The organism is Peribacillus sp. NPDC096448 (genome assembly GCF_044762675.1).
Lineage (GTDB): Bacteria > Bacillota > Bacilli > Bacillales > DSM-1321 > Peribacillus > Peribacillus frigoritolerans_B.
Genome location: NZ_JBIWEU010000004.1, coordinates 197,303 through 219,707, shown reverse-complemented (window position 1 = coordinate 219,707; position 22,405 = coordinate 197,303). Strand labels below are relative to the sequence as shown.

23 protein-coding genes are annotated in these 22,405 nt (G+C 43.0%); 1 reads left to right on the top strand and 22 read right to left on the bottom strand.

Annotated elements, in window-relative coordinates:
• Positions 1-20 precede the first annotated feature (20 nt).
• The 6 genes from fapR to ACIQ0C_RS09600 form a co-directional block, all read right to left on the bottom strand.
• The gene (gene fapR, locus ACIQ0C_RS09625) at positions 21-578 is read right to left on the bottom strand and encodes a transcription factor FapR (RefSeq protein ID WP_034313744.1); all 558 of its coding nucleotides are present in this window, start codon (positions 576-578) and stop codon (positions 21-23) included.
• Between the two features lie 118 nt (positions 579-696).
• The gene (recG, locus tag ACIQ0C_RS09620; RefSeq protein ID WP_403059257.1) at positions 697-2,748 is read right to left on the bottom strand and encodes an ATP-dependent DNA helicase RecG; all 2,052 of its coding nucleotides are present in this window, start codon (positions 2,746-2,748) and stop codon (positions 697-699) included.
• A complete protein-coding gene (gene sdaAA, locus ACIQ0C_RS09615; protein WP_403059255.1) occupies positions 2,745-3,629 on the bottom strand; it encodes an L-serine ammonia-lyase, iron-sulfur-dependent, subunit alpha in 885 nt (294 codons plus the stop codon). Before sdaAA ends, recG begins: the two co-directional genes overlap by 4 nt.
• Before the next feature lie 37 nt (positions 3,630-3,666).
• Complete coding sequence (sdaAB, locus tag ACIQ0C_RS09610; protein ID WP_098371044.1) at positions 3,667-4,329, bottom strand: L-serine ammonia-lyase, iron-sulfur-dependent subunit beta; 663 nt, start codon at positions 4,327-4,329, stop codon at positions 3,667-3,669.
• Positions 4,330-4,536: 207 nt separating this feature from the next.
• A complete protein-coding gene (locus tag ACIQ0C_RS09605; protein WP_402839590.1) occupies positions 4,537-6,207 on the bottom strand; it encodes a DAK2 domain-containing protein in 1,671 nt (556 codons plus the stop codon).
• Between the two features lie 17 nt (positions 6,208-6,224).
• A complete protein-coding gene (locus ACIQ0C_RS09600; RefSeq protein ID WP_048684651.1) occupies positions 6,225-6,587 on the bottom strand; it encodes an Asp23/Gls24 family envelope stress response protein in 363 nt (120 codons plus the stop codon).
• A gap of 252 nt (positions 6,588-6,839) precedes the next feature.
• Between ACIQ0C_RS09600 and rpmB the strand changes: the two genes are divergently transcribed.
• Positions 6,840-7,028: a 50S ribosomal protein L28 gene (rpmB, locus tag ACIQ0C_RS09595; protein WP_034313767.1), complete on the top strand. Its 189-nt coding sequence runs from the start codon at positions 6,840-6,842 to the stop codon at positions 7,026-7,028.
• 185 nt (positions 7,029-7,213) lie between these two features.
• Here the strand turns inward: rpmB and spoVM are convergent, their stop codons facing one another.
• The 16 genes from spoVM to ACIQ0C_RS09515 all read right to left on the bottom strand — a co-directional run bounded on the left by spoVM (position 7,214) and on the right by ACIQ0C_RS09515 (position 22,362).
• Positions 7,214-7,294, bottom strand: coding sequence for a stage V sporulation protein SpoVM (gene spoVM / locus ACIQ0C_RS09590; RefSeq protein ID WP_034313769.1), 81 nt, complete (start codon positions 7,292-7,294; stop codon positions 7,214-7,216).
• Positions 7,295-7,416: 122 nt separating this feature from the next.
• A complete protein-coding gene (locus ACIQ0C_RS09585) occupies positions 7,417-8,070 on the bottom strand; it encodes a thiamine diphosphokinase (RefSeq protein ID WP_403059253.1) in 654 nt (217 codons plus the stop codon).
• Positions 8,071-8,172: 102 nt separating this feature from the next.
• A complete protein-coding gene (gene rpe / locus ACIQ0C_RS09580; RefSeq protein WP_402839596.1) occupies positions 8,173-8,820 on the bottom strand; it encodes a ribulose-phosphate 3-epimerase in 648 nt (215 codons plus the stop codon).
• A gap of 1 nt (position 8,821) precedes the next feature.
• Positions 8,822-9,703 carry a ribosome small subunit-dependent GTPase A gene (rsgA, locus tag ACIQ0C_RS09575; RefSeq protein ID WP_403059251.1) on the bottom strand — a complete coding sequence of 294 codons (882 nt, stop codon included), beginning with the start codon at positions 9,701-9,703 and terminating at the stop codon, positions 8,822-8,824.
• 23 nt (positions 9,704-9,726) lie between these two features.
• Entirely contained in the window at positions 9,727-11,760 is a 2,034-nt protein-coding gene (gene pknB / locus ACIQ0C_RS09570) for a Stk1 family PASTA domain-containing Ser/Thr kinase (protein WP_403059249.1), read from the bottom strand.
• 5 nt (positions 11,761-11,765) lie between these two features.
• Positions 11,766-12,515 (bottom strand): Stp1/IreP family PP2C-type Ser/Thr phosphatase, encoded by a 750-nt coding sequence (locus ACIQ0C_RS09565; RefSeq protein WP_063596293.1) that lies wholly within the window; start codon positions 12,513-12,515, stop codon positions 11,766-11,768.
• 4 nt (positions 12,516-12,519) lie between these two features.
• Positions 12,520-13,614, bottom strand: a complete 1,095-nt coding sequence (gene rlmN / locus ACIQ0C_RS09560; RefSeq protein WP_402839607.1) for a dual-specificity RNA methyltransferase RlmN — start codon at positions 13,612-13,614, stop codon at positions 12,520-12,522.
• Complete coding sequence (rsmB, locus tag ACIQ0C_RS09555) at positions 13,614-14,966, bottom strand: 16S rRNA (cytosine(967)-C(5))-methyltransferase RsmB (protein WP_402839610.1); 1,353 nt, start codon at positions 14,964-14,966, stop codon at positions 13,614-13,616. Before rsmB ends, rlmN begins: the two co-directional genes overlap by 1 nt.
• The gene (gene fmt / locus ACIQ0C_RS09550) at positions 14,953-15,912 is read right to left on the bottom strand and encodes a methionyl-tRNA formyltransferase (RefSeq protein WP_403059247.1); all 960 of its coding nucleotides are present in this window, start codon (positions 15,910-15,912) and stop codon (positions 14,953-14,955) included. The genes rsmB and fmt overlap by 14 nt, the downstream gene beginning before the upstream one ends.
• The gene (def, locus tag ACIQ0C_RS09545) at positions 15,909-16,394 is read right to left on the bottom strand and encodes a peptide deformylase (protein ID WP_403059245.1); all 486 of its coding nucleotides are present in this window, start codon (positions 16,392-16,394) and stop codon (positions 15,909-15,911) included. The genes fmt and def overlap by 4 nt, the downstream gene beginning before the upstream one ends.
• A gap of 95 nt (positions 16,395-16,489) precedes the next feature.
• Positions 16,490-18,901 carry a primosomal protein N' gene (gene priA, locus ACIQ0C_RS09540; RefSeq protein ID WP_403059243.1) on the bottom strand — a complete coding sequence of 804 codons (2,412 nt, stop codon included), beginning with the start codon at positions 18,899-18,901 and terminating at the stop codon, positions 16,490-16,492.
• 6 nt (positions 18,902-18,907) lie between these two features.
• The gene (coaBC, locus tag ACIQ0C_RS09535) at positions 18,908-20,116 is read right to left on the bottom strand and encodes a bifunctional phosphopantothenoylcysteine decarboxylase/phosphopantothenate--cysteine ligase CoaBC (protein ID WP_402839620.1); all 1,209 of its coding nucleotides are present in this window, start codon (positions 20,114-20,116) and stop codon (positions 18,908-18,910) included.
• A 221-nt stretch (positions 20,117-20,337) separates the two neighbouring features.
• A complete protein-coding gene (gene rpoZ, locus ACIQ0C_RS09530; RefSeq protein WP_076366615.1) occupies positions 20,338-20,541 on the bottom strand; it encodes a DNA-directed RNA polymerase subunit omega in 204 nt (67 codons plus the stop codon).
• Between the two features lie 3 nt (positions 20,542-20,544).
• Positions 20,545-21,159, bottom strand: a complete 615-nt coding sequence (gmk, locus tag ACIQ0C_RS09525) for a guanylate kinase (protein WP_034313809.1) — start codon at positions 21,157-21,159, stop codon at positions 20,545-20,547.
• A gap of 10 nt (positions 21,160-21,169) precedes the next feature.
• Entirely contained in the window at positions 21,170-21,433 is a 264-nt protein-coding gene (gene remA / locus ACIQ0C_RS09520; RefSeq protein WP_034313813.1) for an extracellular matrix/biofilm regulator RemA, read from the bottom strand.
• Between the two features lie 53 nt (positions 21,434-21,486).
• Positions 21,487-22,362 carry a YicC/YloC family endoribonuclease gene (locus ACIQ0C_RS09515; RefSeq protein WP_402839626.1) on the bottom strand — a complete coding sequence of 292 codons (876 nt, stop codon included), beginning with the start codon at positions 22,360-22,362 and terminating at the stop codon, positions 21,487-21,489.
• Positions 22,363-22,405: the final 43 nt, after the last annotated feature.

Here is a 22,405-nt window from a genome sequence, read left to right as displayed (position 1 = left end):
TTTCATCCTTTACTAGCAAGTTAAGAGCGATACATTTCGAACTCGCCTTTAAAAACCAGTTCATTACCTACGTAGCTTCTAACCTCCACAACGGAACGATCGTTGGTGTGGTCCACGTTTTTAACCCTCGCTTTAGCTACCACTCTTTCATTTTCCTTTACAGAACGGGTAAATAAAATGGATGCTTTCGCAGTTAATGCCAATTCATCATTTATGACTGCCACAGCCAATGAATTTGCTTGGGCAAAAAGGTGATGTCCCCTTGCGATTCCATTCCGCTTAAAGACATGCTCTTTATTTATATCCAAAATCGAAATTGCATTATCATCTAAATTAAGATCAATTACTTCCCCGATGATTTCATCCAAAGGCAATGCCCTGATTTCGTCACTGAATTTTTTCTCGGCCACGCTTTTAATACGTTCACGCAGTTCCGGTATCGATAATTCAAGACGGTCAAGCCTAATGGTCTGGACGCTCACCGAATATTTTTCAGCCAGCTCCTCATCCGTTACAAAAGGATTCTGTTTAATCGTTTCGATTAATAATTGCTGGCGTTCCTTCTTATTTCTTCGCATTTGAAGGTCACCATCCGTAGTATTATGACTAGGTACTAATAGTAGTATATATATTTTAAAAACAGATTGCAAGATATAGCGTAAAATCTCACAATCTGCTATTGGTTTTTTATTCAGTTCAGTCCAGCTTTTCTCCCGTAAATACTCCCGTTCCCTCTAAATAGTCCCGCAAAGGTGCATACTCCGGGGAATGCCAAAAGCTTTGGGAGGCGATCAATTTTGCAGCATCCATCCTTGCCACTTCCAAGGTCCTGTAATCATGGACCATGTCGGCTACCTTGAACTCGGGAAGGCCGCTTTGTTTTTTACCGAAGAAGTCCCCGGGGCCACGAAGTTCCAAATCTTTTTCGGAAAGGGCAAAACCATCATTTGTCTCAGTCATGATTTTCATACGCTCTTTGCCGACTTCCGTTTTCGGATCAGCCAGCAGGATGCAAAAGGACTGATCGCTCCCCCGTCCAACCCTTCCGCGTAGCTGATGCAACTGTGAAAGCCCAAAGCGCTCCGCATCATAAATGACCATTACCGTTGCATTTGGAACATTCACCCCAACCTCGACGACCGTCGTGGAAACAAGGATTTGTGCTTCATTGGCACTGAACTGCTGCATCACTTCTTCTTTTTCATCCGCAGGCAGCCGTCCATGCATAAGACCCACTTTGTACCTGTTCGCAAAGTATTGCGTCAGCATTGCATGAACATCAAGAACATTCTGTAAAGAATCGAGTTTCTCCGACTCCTCAATCAATGGACAGATGACGTAAGCCTGCCTCCCTTTCTTTAATTCCTTTTCGACAAAGGTTAAGATCCGATCAAGCATTTGGTGTTTCGCCCAATAGGTTTCTATCGCTTTACGCCCGGCAGGCATTTCATCGATTGTCGAAACGTCCATTTCCCCAAACACTGTAATTGCGAGTGTTCGCGGAATTGGTGTAGCCGTCATGAAAAGTACATCTGGATTTGTACCTTTTTCACGAAGGATGCGGCGCTGTTCCACTCCGAAACGATGTTGTTCATCCGTTATGACAAGACCTAAGTTCCGGAAATTCACTTCATCTTGAATCAACGCATGAGTTCCTATCAAAAGATCCAGCTCCCCGGATTCCAGCATTTGCAATAGTTCCTTGCGCTTTTTGCCTTTTACCGAACTTGTCAACAATGCGACCTTTACTCCACTCGGTTCCAACATGGCCTTCAGCGATTGTGTATGCTGCTCAGCCAAGATTTCCGTCGGGACCATAAGTGCACCTTGGAAACCTGCTGTAATCGTCGCCTTCAGGCATATGGCGGCAACCACCGTTTTCCCAGACCCGACATCCCCTTGAAGCAGACGATTCATCCTGTAGGGAGATTTCATGTCATTCAGGATTTCCTCGACGACCCTATTCTGAGCGTTCGTCAAAGGAAATGGGAGGGTTTCAACAAAGGCTTCCAGCCGCTCCATGTCAAATTCCTGTCCTATTCCTTTTGACTGCTCCCGCTGCACTTTACGAAGTGCCTGCATTTTAAGTTGAAACAATAAAAATTCTTCATACACAAAACGGCGTCGGGCCTTTTTCACCTCATTTGCCGATTGAGGGAAATGCATGGTTCGAAAAGCATCGTTACGCGGCATCAGTTTGTATGATGCCAATAATTGCGGGGGCAGATTTTCTTCTATCATTGTCCCATATTCAGAAAATGCATTGGAGATAAAGCGGCGGAGCCCTTTGACAGTAATGCTGCCCTTCACCGTGTACACCGGTTCGAACTCTTTTTCCCTGCTACGATCACCAACATGGCATTCCGAACCTGTAATGGTTTGGCGATGACGATCCCACTTTCCTGTTACCGTTACGGTTTCGCCTATCGCAAGCTTTGGCTTCAGATAGGGCTGGTTAAAAAAAATGACATTTATTAAATATCTCCCAGTCAAAACTTTAATCGTAAGCCTGGATTTTTTCTTTCCGAAGTACCCTAACGTGGGTACCGTATGAACTTTGCCTTCGACAGTAACCCGCTCATCATGCTCGACTGTTTCTAAATCCCTCAATCGGTAATCTTCATAGCGATATGGGAGGTGCTCAAGGAGATCCGCGACGGTATGGATCTCCATTTCCCCCAATGCTGCTGCCGTTTCGGCCCCAATGCCTTTTACTGCTGTTATGGGTTCCCGTAAAGCCGAGTTCACTTCTTATTTAGCGGTAAGCCAAAGATTTTCGCTTCCAACTCCCGCCCAGTCGGTGTAGCCGCTAAACCTCCTTGTGCAGTTTCCCTAAGAGCCGATGGCATCGTTTGTCCGATTTTGTACATTGCATCAATCACTTCATCACACGGTATGCGGCTTGTGATACCAGCTAACGCCATATCTGCTGCAACCATGGCATTGGCTGCACCCATGGCATTACGCTTCACACAAGGCACCTCCACAAGCCCAGCAACAGGATCACACACAAGACCAAGCATGTTCTTTAATGTGATTGCCATCGCTTCTGCACTTTGGGCCGGTGTCCCTCCTGCCATTTCAACGATGGCTGCCGCTGCCATACCCGAAGCAGAACCGACCTCCGCCTGACAGCCCCCTGCGGCTCCAGAGATAGAAGCATTATTCGCTACTACAAAACCAAACGCCCCTGCTGTAAATAGGAACTCAATTTTCTGATCCCGATTCGGTTTTAATTTATTTTGCACAGCAAAAAGGGTCCCTGGCACAACACCAGCTGATCCGGCAGTCGGTGTCGCACAAATCGTTCCCATGGCTGCGTTCACTTCATTTGTTGCCACGGCTTTGCTTACCGCATCCAACAGCAGATCACCGGATAAGGAATTTCCTGATTTAATGTAATTTTGAAGAAGGACTGCATCTCCTCCAGTCAGGCCGGAAACGGACCGCACACCTTGAAGTCCTTTTTCAACTGCCTGTTCCATTACATCCAGGTTGACTCCCATCTGGCGGATGATTTCTTCACGGCTTTTTCCCGTTACTTCCATTTCCTGCTCTATCATCAGCGTTGAAATTTTTTTCTGCTTTGATTCAGCTAATTCTACTAATTCCGCTACATTTCGAAACATGATTTCTTCTCCTTCCTAAGTGGAAACGATTGCTCTATCAATCCACAATCCTTGCTACTTGAGTGATGTTGGGGAGTGCTGTAATTTCAGCGATGACATGATCCTCCAGGTTATGGTCCACTTCGATCGTCATCAAGGCCATCTTCCCTTTCTCTTTTCGGGAGACCTCCATTTGGCCAATATTGATTTGATGCTTGGCTAATATGTTTGAAACATTGGCAATGGCACCAAATCGATCATCATGAACGACGAGTATGGCAGGGTTGTGCCCGGACAGCCTCAATTTAAACCCGTTCAATTCGACGATTTCGATTTTTCCCCCGCCAATCGATATTCCGACAAGTTCCAGTTCACCATCATCATCACCAACTGTTATTTTTGCTGTATTTGGATGTTCCGGTACCGCCTCTTCTTCTCGAAATGTAATTTTCATTTTCTTTTTGCGTGCTAATTCCAGCGATTCTTTGATTCTCTCATCAAATGTATCAAAATCAAGTAAGCCTCCTACAATGGCTACATCCGTTCCATGGCCTTTATAGGTTTTGGCAAACGATCCGTAAAAAGAAATATGGGCCCATTTTGGTTCCCGGTCGAATAAATTCCTGGCAACCCTACCGATCCTTGCAGCTCCTGCTGTATGGGAACTAGAGGGGCCGATCATAACAGGACCAATTATATCGAATACACTTCTAAATTTCATGGTTAGCTCCTCCTTCTATTCACTGGGAGTCAGTTTAATAATAAAGCCTGATATATTGTAATTACAATTATGCTGTCCGTAATCCTTCTTTTCATAAAAATAAAACTGCATAGCCTAATGACATATGCAGTTTATTGCCTTTTATTTTTTTCGGGATCCTCCAAACATTGTGACGAATAGGTCTCCCTTATCTTCATGGTTCTCTACTTATTCAATTGAAAAAATGAAAGAATATAAAGGTTGTTTCCCATTATGGACTTCTACTTCAACGTCTTCGAAATTCTCATTACAAAACACAACAAGGCTCTCGACATCTTCAGCAGTGGCATCTTCGCCATATAAAATGGTAAGGATTTCTGAATCTTCGTCAATCATATCGGAGAGAAGATCTTGTGCCGCTTTAGTCATGTCTTTATCCTTCACCTTGATGGTGCCTTCAGCAATTCCCATGAAGTCCCCGGTCTCGATTGCAAGACCGTCAATGTTGGTATCCCGGACAGCATAAGTAATCTGGCCCGTTTTCACATGCGAAAGGGCTTCGATCATCGCTTTCTTATTCTCTTCGGCATCAAGTGAAGGGTTGAAAGCCAACAATGCAGCCATTCCCTGTGGTACTGTTTTCGTTGGAATGACAGTCACATGATCCCCAAGTACATCTGCAGCCTGATTGGCCGCCATGATGATATTTTTATTGTTGGGCAAGATGATCACATGATCTGCATATGCCCCTTCGACAGCTTTAACGATATCTTCCGTGCTAGGATTCATCGTTTGCCCGCCTTCGATGACGGACTTAGCGCCGATGCTTTTGAATAATTCGCTGATGCCAGACCCCATCGCCACTGACACTACAGCGTACTTCTCTTTGGTGGACGGTTTAGTTTGAAGCGGTGTATTCGTCTCACCTACAATCGCAGTATGCTGTTCACGCATATTATCGATTTTCATTTTTATTAAACTTCCATATTGCTGTCCATAATTCAGGCACGTGCCAGGCTGTTCAGAGTGAATATGTACTTTAACGACTTCATCATCTGAGATGACTAGTAAAGAATCTCCGTATTCACTTAAATCATTTCTGAATTTTTCTTCATCAAATGATTTATTGGCAAGTTTTTCACTTTCCAATCGGACCATGAATTCCGTACAGTAGCCATACACGATATCTTCCGTGTTCATATGCCCTTGTACATTCATGTGATGTTCGGCACTGATCATGTCATCCATGCTTGGACCATTTGCAGATCGGACTGGAAGGGCTTCACCTTTCAGTTCAGCAAGGAAACCTTCATATACGAACACCAACCCTTGCCCGCCGCTATCTACGACTCCCACTTCTTTTAAGACTGGAAGAAGATCAGGTGTGCGTTTTAATGAAGCATTGGCCTCCGTAACGATTTCTTCCATTACCTGAATAAGGTCTATATGCTTTGCTGCTGATGAAACCGCTTGCTTGGCTGCATCTTTGGCAACCGTTAAAATGGTTCCTTCAACAGGTTTCATAACGGCTTTATAAGCTGTCTGAACCCCTGCTTCAAAAGCTTGGGCAAATTCTTCACTATTGATTTCCGATTTATGTTCAATCGCTTTAGCAAAACCGCGGAACAGTTGCGAAAGGATAACTCCCGAATTGCCGCGTGCACCCATTAGCAGTCCTCTTGAAAGGGACGCACCCACTTTCCCGATGTGTTCCTGGACGTTATTTTGCACTTCCTTCGCTCCCGAAGTCATCGATAAATTCATATTCGTTCCTGTATCTCCATCCGGAACAGGGAAAACATTCAACGCATCAACCATTTGGGCATTAGCCGCTAAATGGTTGGCACCTTGAATGATCATTTCTGCAAAGCGCTTACCGTTCAAACTTGTAATTGACACAAACTTTCCTCCTATACTTAAGGGTTCGTCACACGAACTCCCTGTACAAAAATGTTAACGGAATCAACAGCTAATCCTACAGTTTTGTCCAGAGTGTACTTTACCTTTGATTGCACATTATGTGCAACTTCCGAGATTTTCGTTCCATAACTTACGATAATATACATATCGATATGAACTTCTTCCTCTTCTTGACGGACAATTACACCCTTAGTAAAGTTTTCTTTTCTTAGAATTTCGGCAATGCCGTCTTTAAATTGTTTTTTGGAAGCCATTCCTATAATTCCGTAGCAATCCACGGCTGCGCCGCCTGCTACAGTAGCGATAACATCATTAGAGATATCAATTTGTCCATACTTCGTTTGTAATTCGATAGACATTTTCTTTTCCCTCCCAAAAATCAAATCAACTAAAGACATTTTACTATAATGTCTTTGGTTTTAAAAGTAAATGTCTTACGGTACTCTATATAATTCAATTTTGAAGTATGTATGTCAAGGTTTTTTTCTTGAAAGTAATTAACTGAAGTATTGCATTCTAACGGTAGGTATGATAAATTATTAAAGTATTTTACAAAGACTTAAGACGACTGCGAAAAACTTAAGCTTGTTGTAGTTAGGAGGGAATTTGACATGGCACGTAAATGTGTAATCACTGGAAGAAGAACTCGTTCTGGTAACAGCCGCTCTCACGCAATGAACGCTAGCAAGCGTACATGGGGCGCTAACCTTCAAAAAGTACGTATTTTAGTTGACGGTAAACCTAAACGTGTATACGTTTCTGCAAGAGCTCTTAAATCGGGCAAAGTAGAACGCGTATAATGTTACGGCATCCTCTTAGGATGCCTTTTTACTTGTAATGGCCGGTATTTAATGGGGATGGTTTCAATCTTTGATCAGTTCTAGTCTGCATCAAGAAAGGATGCCTTCACCCATTAATGGATGGCCGCCCTTTTTACCGAAAAATAACACCTCCCTTAATTTGAGAGGTGTCATGGAGATAAGTATCAGCCTTTTTTAAACGCTCCGAGCATAGCCCTTACCAAACTGCCCAGAACTTTTGGCAATTTAATCGTATAAAATTTCATCATGCCCCTCCTCTTTGCATCCCACAATTAAAGATGAAGTGGAATTTTTCTATTACAACATAAGCTTTTAAGCGGATATAGGATGATCGTAATTATATCCGAATCTGCTCTAAGCATGAATTTTAATCACTGCTTCTTATCACCATTAATATGCCTTTCTCAAATGAAACATTCCCAGATTCGGAAATTAGTTCATTGCTGATGCAAAGCGTCGAACCTATTTCCAAGCTTGCATCGTCCAGCGGATATTTGAAACCCGAAAGTGTAATGCCGGTGACTTCAGCCGTTACGGGGAGCAATGACAAGTATTTCTTATCTTTCAAATCAGTGACCTCATATGAACCTGCTGTCTTTACTGTGATTATATTTTGCCGATCGACTATGTATATATCCATATCGCCATGATGAGGGAGGACACTTTCTTTTTGGAGCAGCTGGATATTCCCGAGAAAATGGTCCATTCTTCCCCCTGTTGCGCCCAGAATGTGAATTTCTCTTGGCTTTTGCCCTATTGCCCATTTAAATGCGATCTCTAAATCCGTTTCATCCTTTTCCGAAGAATATAGATTGATTTGTTCCAGCTTTTGCTCAATCTTCTGGTATTCATCTTCCGAAACTGAATCAAAATCCCCAAAACCGTACCTAGGTTCGATACCTTTTTCAAGCAGAGACCATACTCCCCTGTCAACCCCGACCCAAAGATCTGTCTTCTCCTTATACCATGTTAAATCCGGCCAAAAACATTCCGGACCTCCAGCCATTATACTGATAATCATCGAAATCATCCTTTTCCATATATAATCATATCCAAGGTGCCCTAGTTTAATTGATGAAAAAAGCCGATCACCATCATACGAATATGATAGTGTCGGCTTATATCACTTTCCCCGAATCTTTTGAATCGCTGCGTGTCGATCTTCCTGATTATATATTGCCGAGCCGGCCACCAGGATTGTCGCCCCTTGTTCAATACATAGTTTAGCCGTTTCTTCATTTACTCCACCATCAATCTCTATTTCGAGATTTTGATTATACTTTCCTGCCATCGCCTTCACTTCGGCAATTTTGGGCAGAACGGATTTAATGAACTTTTGGCCGCCAAAACCCGGATTGACCGTCATCAACAATACCATGTCAATATCTTCGATTATAGGTTGTATCAAGGAAGCCGGAGTGGCTGGATTAAGCACCACGCCTGCCTTTACACCAAAAGATTTAATCAATTGAACCGTCCTATGCAAATGTGTACAGGCCTCTACATGTACAGTAATATAATCGGCTCCCGCTTTCGCAAAGGCCTCGATATAACGATCAGGTTGTTCGATCATTAAATGAACATCAAGCGGAAGCTTCGTTACTGGGCGGATAGCATCAACAATTAGTGAGCCTATCGTTATATTCGGCACGAAATGCCCATCCATGACATCCACATGGATCAAATCCGCTCCGCCCCTTTCCACATCAAGAATTTCTTCTCCCAATTTTGCAAAGTCAGCTGATAAAATGGATGGTGCGATTTTAACCATTTTAATACCTCGGCTTTCTATCTCTTATTTCTTCTAAGAATTGCATATAATGCTCATATCGATAACGTGGAATTTCCCCGGAATCAACCGCTTCCTTCACTGCACATTTCGGTTCTTTATCGTGCAGACAGGCCCTGAATTTACAGTCTTCCCCATGCTTATGCATTTCCGGGAAGCAATAGGATAGCCGTTCAGCTTCCATTTCCATGAATTCAAGTGAACTGAACCCTGGAGTATCCGCGACAAGTCCAGAGCCAATATGAATCAACTCAACGTGCCGGGTCGTATGCTTCCCGCGTCCCAGGTGTGAAGAAATATCATCCGTCTTTAAAGCCAATTCTGGATTGATTGCATTCAGCAAAGACGATTTCCCAACCCCGGACTGACCGGCAAATACACTGGTTTTTCCTTCTAAATACGGCACTAGTTCTTCAATTCCTCCAGCGGTAACTGAAGATGTCTCAAGTACAGTATAGCCAAGTTTCTGATAGTCTTTAATATACTGAGACAATTTCTTTTGGTTATCGGCTGTAACCAAGTCCAGTTTCGTCACGACGATAATCGGTTCGATTTCGTTATCCTCGATCAATACAAGAAATCGATCAAGCAAGGCTGGACTGAAATCAGGTTCTACTGCTGAAAAGACAAGGATCGCCTGATCTACATTCGAGATTTGCGGACGAATCAATTCATTCTTTCGCGGTTTTATTTCGGTCACGGTCCCATCCGTTTTATTTTCCGCTTCAAAAACCACATAATCACCTACAAGGGGCGTTACCTTATTCTTCCTGAACAAACCCCGTCCGCGGCATTGATAGACCTCTTCACCATCAAGCACATAATAAAATCCACTTAATGCTTTGATAATTTTTCCTTCGGGCATAACCACACTCCTAATTCTTAGATTTATTCTGGATATGAAACGGCTTGGTCGATGATGACCTGATTGTCCCGCATGACTTTATATCCTGCTTTCTTATCCGGGGAAACCGTTAATTCGATCGTTCTCTTGGCATCTTCCACGATAAAGAATGTTTCTTTAGGCTCAGTCATGCTATTGTTGATATCCTCGATGAAAATTTGGATTTTTTGCGCTTTGCCTGGCTCAACCGGATCATACTCGATTTTGACTTCCTCCGTAACACTCTTGGGAGGAATTTCTTCTTTCCCTTTTGAAATGACCACTTTCACTGTACTGCCCTTTTCCACCTTCGTATCAGGTTCGGGTGACTGGGAAATGACTAGCCCCTCTGCCACGGAATCGTGATAGATTTCTTCTTCGACATCAATCTTTATTCCACTTTCGCTTGAATAATCATTAAGGCCAGCTTCATTGAACCCCGTTAAGTTCTTCAAACTCAGCAGATCTTCCCCTTTACTGACCGTCAGCTCAAGCTCCGTTTCGGATGGTACGACTTCAGTGGCACCCGAAGGCGATTGATCTATGATCGTGCCGGCTGCACTGTCATCATATTTTTCAGTCACGCTTATGTTTTTGAATCCCATTTTATCAAGCAGGGATTTAACATCTGAGTAGTCTCGACCTTCATAGCTGGACAATGAAATCGTCTCTTTACCAACGCTTTGATAAATATCGATTTCTGCGCCTTCCTTCACCGTCTTACCTTCCTTAGGGTTGGTTTTGATAACAAGACCAGCTTCAACCTCTTCATCTTCAATCTCGATCGTATCTCCAATGACCAAATCCAATTCAAGCAATTCAGTAATGGCGTCATCCAATTCTTCCCCTTTAAGGTCAGGGATCGTCACTTCCTTCGAGACAAGAAGGGGAGGTAAAACAGTGACAGATAAAACAGCAAGCAGTGCGAGAACTAAAAAGGTGGACACCAAGATTGCAGGCATGTTCTTTCGTTTTTTACCTTTGTGTTCCGACTTGTTTTTTTGTTTTTTCTGTTTCTTTTGTTTCTTCTGTTTCTTTTTCGATTTACTCTCTGCTTCTGATTCACTTTCCTCATCGTCCGCATAAACTAAAGTATTTTTTTCAGGACCCCTTATGATTGTCTCATCGATGCTTGAAAGCTGATCATCCGTAATGACAGGGATGGCTTTTGTTGCATCATGGTCTTCGGGAATCGCAAAAGGCAGTTCATTTGAACGCTCCGGATTAAGTGACGTCCGTATGTCATCTTCCATCGAGTCCACGCTCTCATAGCGGTAATATGAATCTTTGGCTGTCGCTTTCAAGATAATATTTTCCACACTCTGGGGTATTTCAGGGTTCCAGCGTTTTGGCGAAGGAGTTTCCGATTGTAAATGTTTAAGAGCTATCGACACGGCTGATTCACCCGAAAAAGGCAATCTCCCCGTCAACAATTCAAACATGACGATGCCAAGTGAATAAATGTCCGATTTCTTATTTGCCATACCGCCTCTGGCCTGTTCCGGAGATAAATAATGTACCGAGCCCAAGACTGCGTTGGTTTGCGTTATGTTTGTGGCACTTAGGGCCAATGCAATGCCAAAGTCCGTAATCTTGACGGTTCCTTCTTTATCAATCAAAATGTTCTGTGGCTTGATGTCACGGTGGATGATCCCATTATGATGGGCATGGGAAATCGCTGCCGTGATTTGCCTCATGATATCCAAGGCTTCATCAACTGGAATTGGATAATATTTTTGTATGTATTGCTTAAGTGTAAAACCGTCAACGTATTCCATTACAATATAATAGATGGAATCTTCTTCACCAACATCATAAATGCTTACGATATTGGGATGGGCCAAACTGGTTGCCGATTGGGCTTCCCGATTGAAGCGCTTGATGAACTCTTCGTCATTATTAAAATCCATGCGAAGTATTTTCAATGCAACATCCCTATCCAAGATCATATCCCTTGCAAGGTAAACATTCGCCATACCGCCGCCGCCGACCATCTCGATCAGTTTATAACGGCCGTTGATTCTTCTACCAATCAACATTCAATTCACCTGCTTTCACTTTCTTCAGTAAATTGAACAAGCACAAGGGTGATATTATCTTCCCCACCGTAGTGATTGGCCTTATCTATTAATGAATTCGCCTTTTCTTCAAGTGACTGTGCATTGGTTACCGTTTCTTCCAGTTCCAGTTCACTCACTTTATTCGTCAATCCATCCGAACAAAGCAATAGTAAATCATTTTCTTCGAAGATGACCGTCATAATGTCCATTTCCACTTGCATTTCTGTCCCCAAGGCTCGTAATAAAACATTTTTCCGTGGATGGTTTTCGGCATCTTCTTTCGAAATCTGACCGGAACGGACCAATTCGTTAACGAGTGAGTGATCTTCCGTGACCTGCTTAAAACCGCTCTCATTATACAAATAACACCGGCTGTCCCCGATGTTGGCAATGGTGGCAAACTTGTCGGTGCAAATGGCCGCAACAATGGTGGTCCCCATGCCCTTACATTCCGTATTCGCTTCTGCATGTTCAAAAAGCAACTGATTGACCGTGAAGATTTGCTGCTTAAGCCAATCTTCGGCATCATTTGCCGTTTCGATTCCGTTGGATACTTCCCAGCCCTTTTTCAGAAGGTCTATCGTCATTGCACTGGCTACATCCCCGGCACGGTGGCCGCCCATGCCATCTGCAACGATGGCAAGGCGAACGCCTTCCGAGTTCTTAAAGATTCCGCCATTATCTTCATTGTGCTGGCGGACTTTTCCACGGTCTGTCTTAAATATTGCCCTCATAGGGTCACCTCGTCTCTTCTTTACGCTCCTTGGCCCGAAGCTGGCCGCAGGCTGCGTCAATATCACTGCCTTGTTCCCTTCGGATCGTTACATTAATGCCGCGCTTCTTCAATGTTTTTTCAAACTCAAAAATTTGGTCCCGAGGTGTTCGTACATAGTTGCGTTCCGGTACATAGTTAACCGGTATTAAGTTTACATGGCACTTTATCCCTTTTATTAAAGCTGCTAATTCTTCAGCGTGCTCCACTGTATCATTTTCGCCACCGAATAGACCATATTCAAAACTTACACGACGACCTGTTTTTTCTGTATAGTATTTGATGGCTTCAATCAAGTCTGGAAGTTTGTAGGCCTTATTGATCGGCATCAATTTACTTCTCAATTCCGTATTCGGTGCATGAAGGGAAACAGCAAAGTTTATTTGCATGCTTTCTTCGGCAAACTTATAGATTTTAGGAATGATTCCACTTGTGGAAACGGTAATATGACGCGCCCCGATGTTCAAGCCCTTTTCATGGTTTATATTCTTCAAGAATGACATCATATTATCGTAGTTATCAAACGGTTCACCGATTCCCATGATGACGACAGAACTAACACGTTCATCCGATTCATCAAGTGCTTGCTGAACTTTAACGACCTGGGCAACAATTTCCCCTGATTCAAGATTCCGCTTTAAACCGCCTAGTGTCGACGCACAGAATGTACAGCCAATTCTGCACCCCACCTGCGTTGTCACGCAAATGGAGTTTCCATATTCATGACGCATCAGCACCGTTTCAATCGAGTATCCATCATGGAGTTCAAATAAAAACTTCATCGTTCCGTCATTGGACGTTTGCTGAATTAAAGTCTTCAATGTAGTGAAGGTGAATTGTGACTCCAACTTATCACGTAGTGATTTCGAGAGGTTGGACATATCTTCAAAGCTGGAGACACGCTTTTTATAAAGCCAGTCATATACTTGATCGGCCCGGAATGCCTTCTCTCCATTTTGAATAAGCCATTCTTTAATTTGGTGAAGCTCCAATGAGTAGATCGATGGTTTTTCTGGTGTCGTGTCTTTTCTTACTCTAGATGATTTAGTGATTTCTGCCATTACAGCACCTTCTTTCTAAAACTCGCAATAAAGAATCCGTCACTGCTAAAATATTGCGGAAAAACTTGCAGCGTATGACCCTCGATATATGGCTGAACGCTTTCAGGCATTCTTGTGGACAAGGTTGCATCGCTTTCAAAATCCGGATGGCTTTCCAAAAATGCTGCAGCGACTTTGTCATTTTCTTCTTTATCCACCGTACAGGTACTATATACTAACCGTCCGCCTTGCTTAACAAGCGGGGCAGCCGATTCCAATAATTGTTTTTGTATACTTGAGAGTTTCATTATATCATCTTTTGTTTTAGTATACTTTACATCAGGCTTCCGGCGCATTACTCCCAACCCGGAACATGGTGCATCGATCAAGATCCTGTCAAACCCTTCCTTATTAAAGTGCTCTTGCACTTTTCTGCTATCAAGGGCCATTGTCTTAATATTGTTTCTGAGTTTCAGGCGCTCCGCCTGCTCTTTAATGAGCTTGACCTTATGCTCATGAAGGTCGAGCGCATATACTTGTCCTGTGGTCAAGCCTTCTGCGATATGTGTCGTTTTCCCTCCAGGTGCAGCACAGCAATCGAGAACAGCATCATTTTCATTCGCACCCAATGCATGGGCAACAAGCATTGAACTCTCGTCCTGAATCGATAAATACCCCATTTTATAGCTTTCTGAATGAGCAAGATTCCCTTTATAGCTGACGATTGCTTCGGGAACGACTTCACTTGCTTCAACATCATATCCTTCTTCCGTTAATATGCTGATCAGTTCACGGCGTGAAATCTTCTTTAGATTAACCCGTCCTGTCTGTAATGGTGCAGTTAAGTTGATTTCACACATTTCCTTGGTTTTTTCATAACCAAATTGCTCTACCCAACGCTGGACCAGCCAAATAGGATGACTTACTTCTATGGAAAGCCGTTCCAGATCATCTTTAATTTCCCCTAAAGAAGGAACACCATTTCTTTGAATATTACGAAGCACACCATTGACCATCGAAGATGTACCCTTGTGCCCGCGCTTTTTGGAAATTTCGACAGCCTCGAAAATGATTGCATGGTCAGGCACTTTATCTAAATAGACCATTTGGTAAACGGAAAGTCTAAGTAAATTGATGACCCAGCTTTGCGTTTTTTTAGGTTGTTTAATATACGGGTTCAAAAAATAATCCAAAGTCATTTTCCGCTGGATGGTACCGTAGCTTATTTCTGTAAGCAAACCACTGTCCACGACGGATAACTGGTGCTTTTTAATCAAGTTGTTCAATAATAGGTTACTGTAAGATTGGTTTTTCTCTACAGATTCCAAAATATCGAGAGCGATTTCACGTACTCCCTTTTTAGTTTGCTTCATTCTGTTCTCCTAACTTCATGCCTGCTTTAATGAACGATCCGGCTCCGCGCAAGTAATCTTTCGCTGGCATTTTTTTCTTTCCTGAAGGCTGCAGTTCTGTTACTAGTATTGCCGTCTCATTGCCTGTCGAAACGATGAAACCATCATTTTGTACATCGATGACCGTGCCCGGCAAGGCCTGTTTGCCATCTTCCATTTTCTTTACTTGCCAAATTTTCATAATGGAACCGTCTAAGGTTGTATAAGCAACAGGCCAAGGATTCAGGCCGCGGACATGGTTATAGATGTCTTCCCCTGATTTCGACCAGTCGATTTTTTCCTCCGACCGTTTGATGTTAGGCGCAAAAGATGCTTTAGCATCATCTTGCTTGATTGCCTGTAACTCTTCATTTATAAGTTTTGGAAGTGTCTCCGCAAGTAAATCCGATCCTATCTTGCTTAATTTATCATGCAGTGTACCAACATTGTCTTCTTCCTCTATAGTAACTTCCGCCTGAGTCAATATATCACCGGCATCCAATTTTTCCGCCATATACATTATGGTTATCCCAGTCTTTTCTTTCCCCTGTAAAATGGAATAATGAATAGGCGCCCCTCCGCGCAGTTCAGGAAGCAGGGAGGCATGTACATTAATACAGCCGTACTTAGGGGCATCCAGCAATTCATTCGGAAGGATTTGTCCGAAAGCCGCCGTCACCACTAAGTCAGCATTCAATGCAATGATTTTTTCAAGTTCTTCTTTTTCACGGATTTTTTCAGGCTGATAAACGGGTATCCCATGCTTTTCGGCTTCGACTTTAACTGGCGGCGGCGTTAGCACCTTTTTTCGGCCTACTGGACGATCGGGCTGTGTGACAACAGCGATCACATCATACCCTTCATCTATGATTCTTTTCAAGACCGGCACTGAAAAGTCCGGTGTACCCATAAAAATTATTTTTGTCATTCTTCTCCATACCTTTCTAACTCTTCTTCCGAAATATACCGGGAAACCTTACTTGTAAATAAAACTCCTTGCAGATGATCGATTTCGTGTAGAAGGGCCCTTGCAAGGAAATCCTCCGCTTCTATCTCGAAATAAGATCCTTTTCGGTCTTGTGCCTGGACTTTGACACGGTAAGGACGCGATACTTCACCATATAAACTCGGGAAGCTCAAGCATCCTTCAACACCTGTCTGTTCGCCTTCCAATTCCAGCACTTCCGGATTAATCAGTTCGATTGCACCTGATCCTTCCTCTATTTCAACGACGGCCACTTGCTTTTTAACGCCAATTTGAGGTGCTGCAAGTCCAACGCCATCCGCCTCCACCATCGTTTCATACATGTTATTTAACAGCTTTGCCAACTTTTTATCAAAACTTGTTACTTTATCGCATTTTTGTTGTAAAATTTTTTCAGGAAACAAAACAATCGGTAAAATAGCCAAAATTAAAGGTACCCTCCTAGATATGAAAAACAACACTTCATTATATAAAAACGCAAGCTGTAACAGCTCGCGGTAATCATCCATCTCTTAAATAATTACATCATGATCTGTGGATTTAAATCTATTGAAATCTGCAGATGATTCTGAGCGGTTTCTTTTTGGTAATGCTCTAAAAGTGTGCGTAAATGCTGATTCAGGTCCGGCTCTCGTTTGTATTTTATCAGACATTGATAGCGATATCTATTGTTGATTCGACTAATGGGCGAAGCAACCGGACCTAGTACGATAGAATCCCGATTCAATCGCGAGCCTAAATAATTGGTGATTTTCTCAGTAACACTCACCGTCTTCATTAAGTCTTCATGTGAAACGGTTATAAGGACAACATAATAATATGGAGGGTAATGACTTTGCCTCCTTAGATGCATCTCCCGTTCATAAAAAGCATCATAATCCTGCAGGGCAGAAAGCTCGATGCTATAGTGTTCAGGCGTATAGGTTTGGATGACCACTTCACCCGGAAGCTGATGACGTCCCGCCCTTCCGCTGACCTGTGTCAGCAGCTGAAATGTCTTTTCCGAAGAACGGAAATCAGGTAGATGCAGCATTGTATCGGCTGAAAGGACTCCAACAAGAGTGATATTAGGAAAATCAAGACCCTTGGCTATCATTTGGGTACCTAGCAATATATCGGCCTTTCCTTCACCAAAGGCATTCAGCAATCGCTCATGTGAACCCTTCTTACTCGTCGTGTCAACATCCATTCGTATGACCCTTGCTTCCGGGAGGATTTTTGCAAGTTCTTCTTCAACCTTTTGAGTGCCTGTTCCGAAGAACCTTATATGTTCACTTTCACATTCAGGGCAAACGGAAGGCATTCCCTCTTCAAACCCACAATAATGGCATTTCATTATATCATTAAAGCGATGATATGTGAGTGAAATGTCACAATTAGGGCAGTTGATGACCAATCCGCAGCTTCGGCACATCACAAAGGAAGAATGCCCCCTTTTATTTAGCATCAGGACTGTTTGCTCCCCCTTATCAAGCCGGTCTTTCAGCTTGGTGAAGAGCAGCTCCGAAAACATGGAACGATTTCCAGTTCTTAGTTCTTCCCTCATATCTACAATATCCACTGCTGGCAACGCATTATTATTCATCCTCTGGCTAAGGGTCAATAATTTATAGACATTTTTCTTGGCTCGCGCAAAAGATTCAAGTGTAGGTGTGGCGCTGCCAAGAATAACCGGGCAACCATATGATTTTGCTCTTTCGATGGCAACATCCCTCGCGTGGTACCTTGGCGTTTCTTCTTGCTTATAACTGGATTCATGCTCTTCATCAATGATGACCAGACCCAGGTTTTCAAAAGGAGCAAACACGGCGGAACGCGCCCCCACCACCACTTTTACTTCTTTACGGTGAATTTTCCGCCATTCATCATATTTTTCACCTACGGATAAACCGCTATGCAAGACAGCTACCTGCTCCCCAAATCGTTCCTTAAACCTCTTCACCGTCTGTGGCGTTAAGGAGATTTCAGGTACAAGCATGATGGCTTCCTTCCCTTTTTCAATGACAGAGGCAATTGCCTGCAGATACACTTCCGTCTTCCCGCTGCCGGTTACACCATATAGAAGGAATACATCATGTTCATCATGATGTATTTTCTCTTGGATAGGCTTCAATGCAGCTGTTTGTTCAGCTGTTAGTGTAAAGGGAATGGATTTTTCGAACACACGGTTCTCATAAGGATCACGGTATATTTCTTGATCCATTTCAGCCAAGGCCCCTTTTGACACTAGGGATTTGACGGTACCGCTTGATGTGTTCATCAATTCAAGCAATTCTTTTAACGGAATGGGTTCTTGATGTTCAATAAAGTATTGAAGGAGTTCCTGTTGTTTTTTTGCATGGCTGGATATGGCTGATGCCATTTCTTTCAGTTCCTTAGGGGAAAGCAAAGATTTAATGACACGGACCGTCTTCTTGTTAAGTCGGTTTTTCACATTATATACGAGCTCAAGATTGCCATTTTGCATTTCCTTTTGGAAGAGGGAGGCATTCTCCCCTTCAATCACATCTTTCCAAGATATTGAATCATTTTTTCCGAAAAGGTTTTGAATGAAGGGAGGGAGCTGATCCTCTTTATCTTCAACGACTTTAATAACTTTTTCATACTTTGCTTTCATCGCTGCCGGAAGCATGGCCTGTAGCGCTGAAATTTTAAAACACATCGCCTTTTTGGTCAACCAGTCACCGAGCTGAAGCAATTCATCATTAAGGATGGGCTCCAAATCCATTGGTTCCTTTATAAAGCGCAATTTCGCAAAATCGCTTTTAGCTTTTAAACCTGTGACGAACCCCTGCACCATTCTTGGACCGAATGGGACGATGACTCTCATTCCGGGCTTGATGACTTGGTTCCACTTTTCAGGGATGCGATAGTCGAATTCTCGATCCGTTTGTTTAGCAGGTACATCCACGATGACGGATGCTATATCCATAAGATATCATTCCTTTTGCATGCGAGATACTTCTGCCAGGATGCTTTTAGCTATATCCGCTTTACTCATTTTTGGAAGTTCGGTCGCACTTCCATTTTTATCGTAAATGGTCACGATGTTCGTATCCGTTCCAAATCCTGCTCCTGCGACGGTAACATTATTGGCAACGATCATATCTGCATTCTTTTTGACTAGTTTTCCTCTTGCGTATTCTTCAACGTTGTTCGTTTCAGCCGCAAAGCCAACCAAAATCTGATGAGTTTTATTTTCACCGAGTTCCTTAAGGATATCCTTTGTCCGTTCAAATTCAATCACATTTTCCCCTGGCTGCTTTTTCATCTTTTGAGTATGATAAATCTTCGGTTTATAGTCCGCCACTGCAGCCGTCATGATTACAACGTCAATGGTATCGAACTGATCAAATACCGCATCATACATATCTGCTGCTGATTCCACTGGTATTACTCTAGCCTCGGGAGGTGGCGTCAAGTTCACTGGGCCAGTAATCAAAGTCACCTCAGCGCCCATTTCAATTGCCTCTTCGGCAAGGGCATAGCCCATTTTGCCGCTGGAATGATTCGTCACGTAACGCACCGGATCAATCGCTTCACGTGTCGGTCCTGCCGTTATCAAATATTTCTTTCCTTTAAGAGGCTGTTGCTGTGATTTGCGTTCACCGAAATATCGATTAAGGTGTTCTACGATTGTTTCAGGTTCCTCCAATCGCCCTTTTCCTACATATCCGCAGGCCAAATACCCTTCACCTGGTTCAATGAATTGGTATCCAAACGACCGAAGTGTCTCCATATTTTTCTGAACCGCTGGATGCGCGTACATGTGCACGTTCATTGCCGGCGCAACCCAAACAGGTGCTTCCGTTGCCAATAGTGTGGTAGTAATCATATCATCCGCGATTCCATTGGCTACTTTGCCGATGACATTGGCTGTAGCTGGAGCCAAAAGGATGATATCAGCCCAATCAGCCAAGTCGATGTGGGCAATGACTGAAGAATCCTTCTCATCAAAAGTATCTGTGTACACATCATTTCTCGAAAGTGCTTGAAAGGTGAGCGGCGTCACGAACTTACGTGCCGATTCACTCATGATCACTTTAACATGAGCACCTTCCTGAGTTAATTTACTTGTCAGGGCAGCAGCCTTATATACAGCAATCCCGCCGGTGACACAAAGAAGTACTTTTTTATCGATAAGCATGCAAATTTCCCCTAACTGTACATTCTATTTTTTCTAATTATGACGGAAAACCGAAGAAATTTCATTTGAAATGCGCAATAACCAATGTATTCCCCCATTAATTTAAAAAAATCAAAACAAACAGGCCTGACACCTTGGCCGCAGGAAGGAAGCACTTTCCAAATGTAACGCTCCTGTTTGCTTTAGGGTGTCAGGCCCGATAGGTCAAGCTCTGTGTTCTCTTAGTTTTCCTCGTAAGAATTATCGTAAGTCAATTTACCGGAATGAATTTCTTCAAGGGCACGACCTACCGCTTTATGGGAAACCGGTTTTACAAGGCAATTATCTTTAATTTGCATTTCCCTGGCGCGTTTAGCTGCCACCGATACAAGTGAGTATTTAGAATCGATTTTTAGTAATAGAGAATCAATTGATGGATATAACATGATTTATTCCGCCTCCAACATTTTTTTATATAAAACTGCAACTCTTTCCCGACGGCAATGCTCGGCAATTACAATTGCATTAATTCTAGCACATGCTGCATCCACATGATCATTTTCAACAACATAATCGTACAGATCCATAAGTTCTATTTCTTCCTTGGCCACTTTCATCCGGCCTTTTATCGCTTCCTCCGTCTCGGTTCCGCGAGTAACGATGCGGCTTTCGAGTTCAGTCAAACTCGGAGGAGCAAGGAAAATGAAAAGTCCTTCAGGGAATTTCTCCCGGACCTGTTTAGCTCCTTGAACTTCTATTTCCAGAAATACATCTTTTCCGGAATCGATTGTTTCACGGACATAATCCACGGGTGTTCCATAATAATTACCGACGAACTCAGCATATTCCAGCAATTTGCCTTCTTCGATCAGTGCTTCGAATTCCTCGCGTTTTTTGAAGAAATAGTCCACTCCGTCCACTTCACCATGGCGAGGCAGCCTTGTCGTCATCGAAATTGAATATTCGAATGCCGTTCCTGGCTGAGAAAAAATCGCCTTCCTAACAGTTCCTTTACCAACACCGGATGGTCCGGACAAAACGATTAATAAACCTTTTTCTCTCATATTGTTTCAGTTACCCCTCTTCTACGCTGTCATCTCTATCTTGAAGCCGTGCGGCAACCGTTTCCGGTTGAACGGCAGATAAGATAACATGGTCGCTGTCTGTAATTATAACGGCCCTAGTTCTTCTACCATATGTAGCATCTATTAAGGATCCGCGATCTCGGGCGTCTTGGATGATCCTTTTGATCGGAGCCGATTCAGGGCTCACGATGGATACAATCCGGTTCGCGGAAACGATATTCCCAAAACCAATATTAATGAGCTTAATTGACATTTTTGTCCCCCATTCATATCTATTGTCACCTTGTTAGGTTCATCATAAACCGACTACTCGATATTTTGAACCTGTTCCTTTAATTTTTCAAGCAAACTTTTCATTTCCACCACTTCTTTGGTAATGGCCGAATCATTTGCCTTTGATCCAATCGTATTGACTTCCCTATTCATTTCCTGAACAAGGAAGTCAAGTTTCCTTCCAATTGGTTCACTATGGGTAAGGGTCCTTGAAAATTGCTGTACATGGCTATCGAGTCTGGTCAGTTCTTCATTTATATCACATTTATCAGCAAAAATTGCCGCTTCTGTCACAATGCGGCTATCTTCTATCAATCCATCAGTCAACTCGCCCAGTTTGATTTCCAACCGGGCTTTATATTTTTCGACGACTGAAGGTGCATGCATCTTGACCCCTGCTACAATCTCACCAAACTTTTCAAGCTGGCGTTTCATGTCCAAGGCAAGTTCTTGACCTTCCAGATTCCGCATTTTTTTCAAATTTTCCAATGCCCCCGTGACAGCCTTCATTAACAGGGATTCCAAATCGTCAGGAACAGCGGGTACTTCTTCCGTCATGAAAATCGATTCAAGTTGCAGCATATCCTGTAATGTAATTGAACTTTCCAGATTGTATTTTCCCTTGACTTCATCCATCAATCCCACATATTGATCAGCAAGATCCCAATCGATCTTCACCTTTTTGGAAACAAGGCTCTCACCTTCGACTGTAATGAAGATTTCCACCCGTCCCCTTCTTATGTATTGATTCGCCTTCTTCTTCACCTTTTCTTCCAAAACCAAAAGCTGGCGCGGCATTCGAATCATATATTCACAAAAACGATGGTTCACGGTCTTGATTTCAGCAAAAACCCTAACCTGTTCGTTTTCCGCTTCTTCTCTTCCATAGCCCGTCATACTGGTAACCATGGTTCCACATCCTATCAAAACATAATGTAGTAATTTGGCCTTA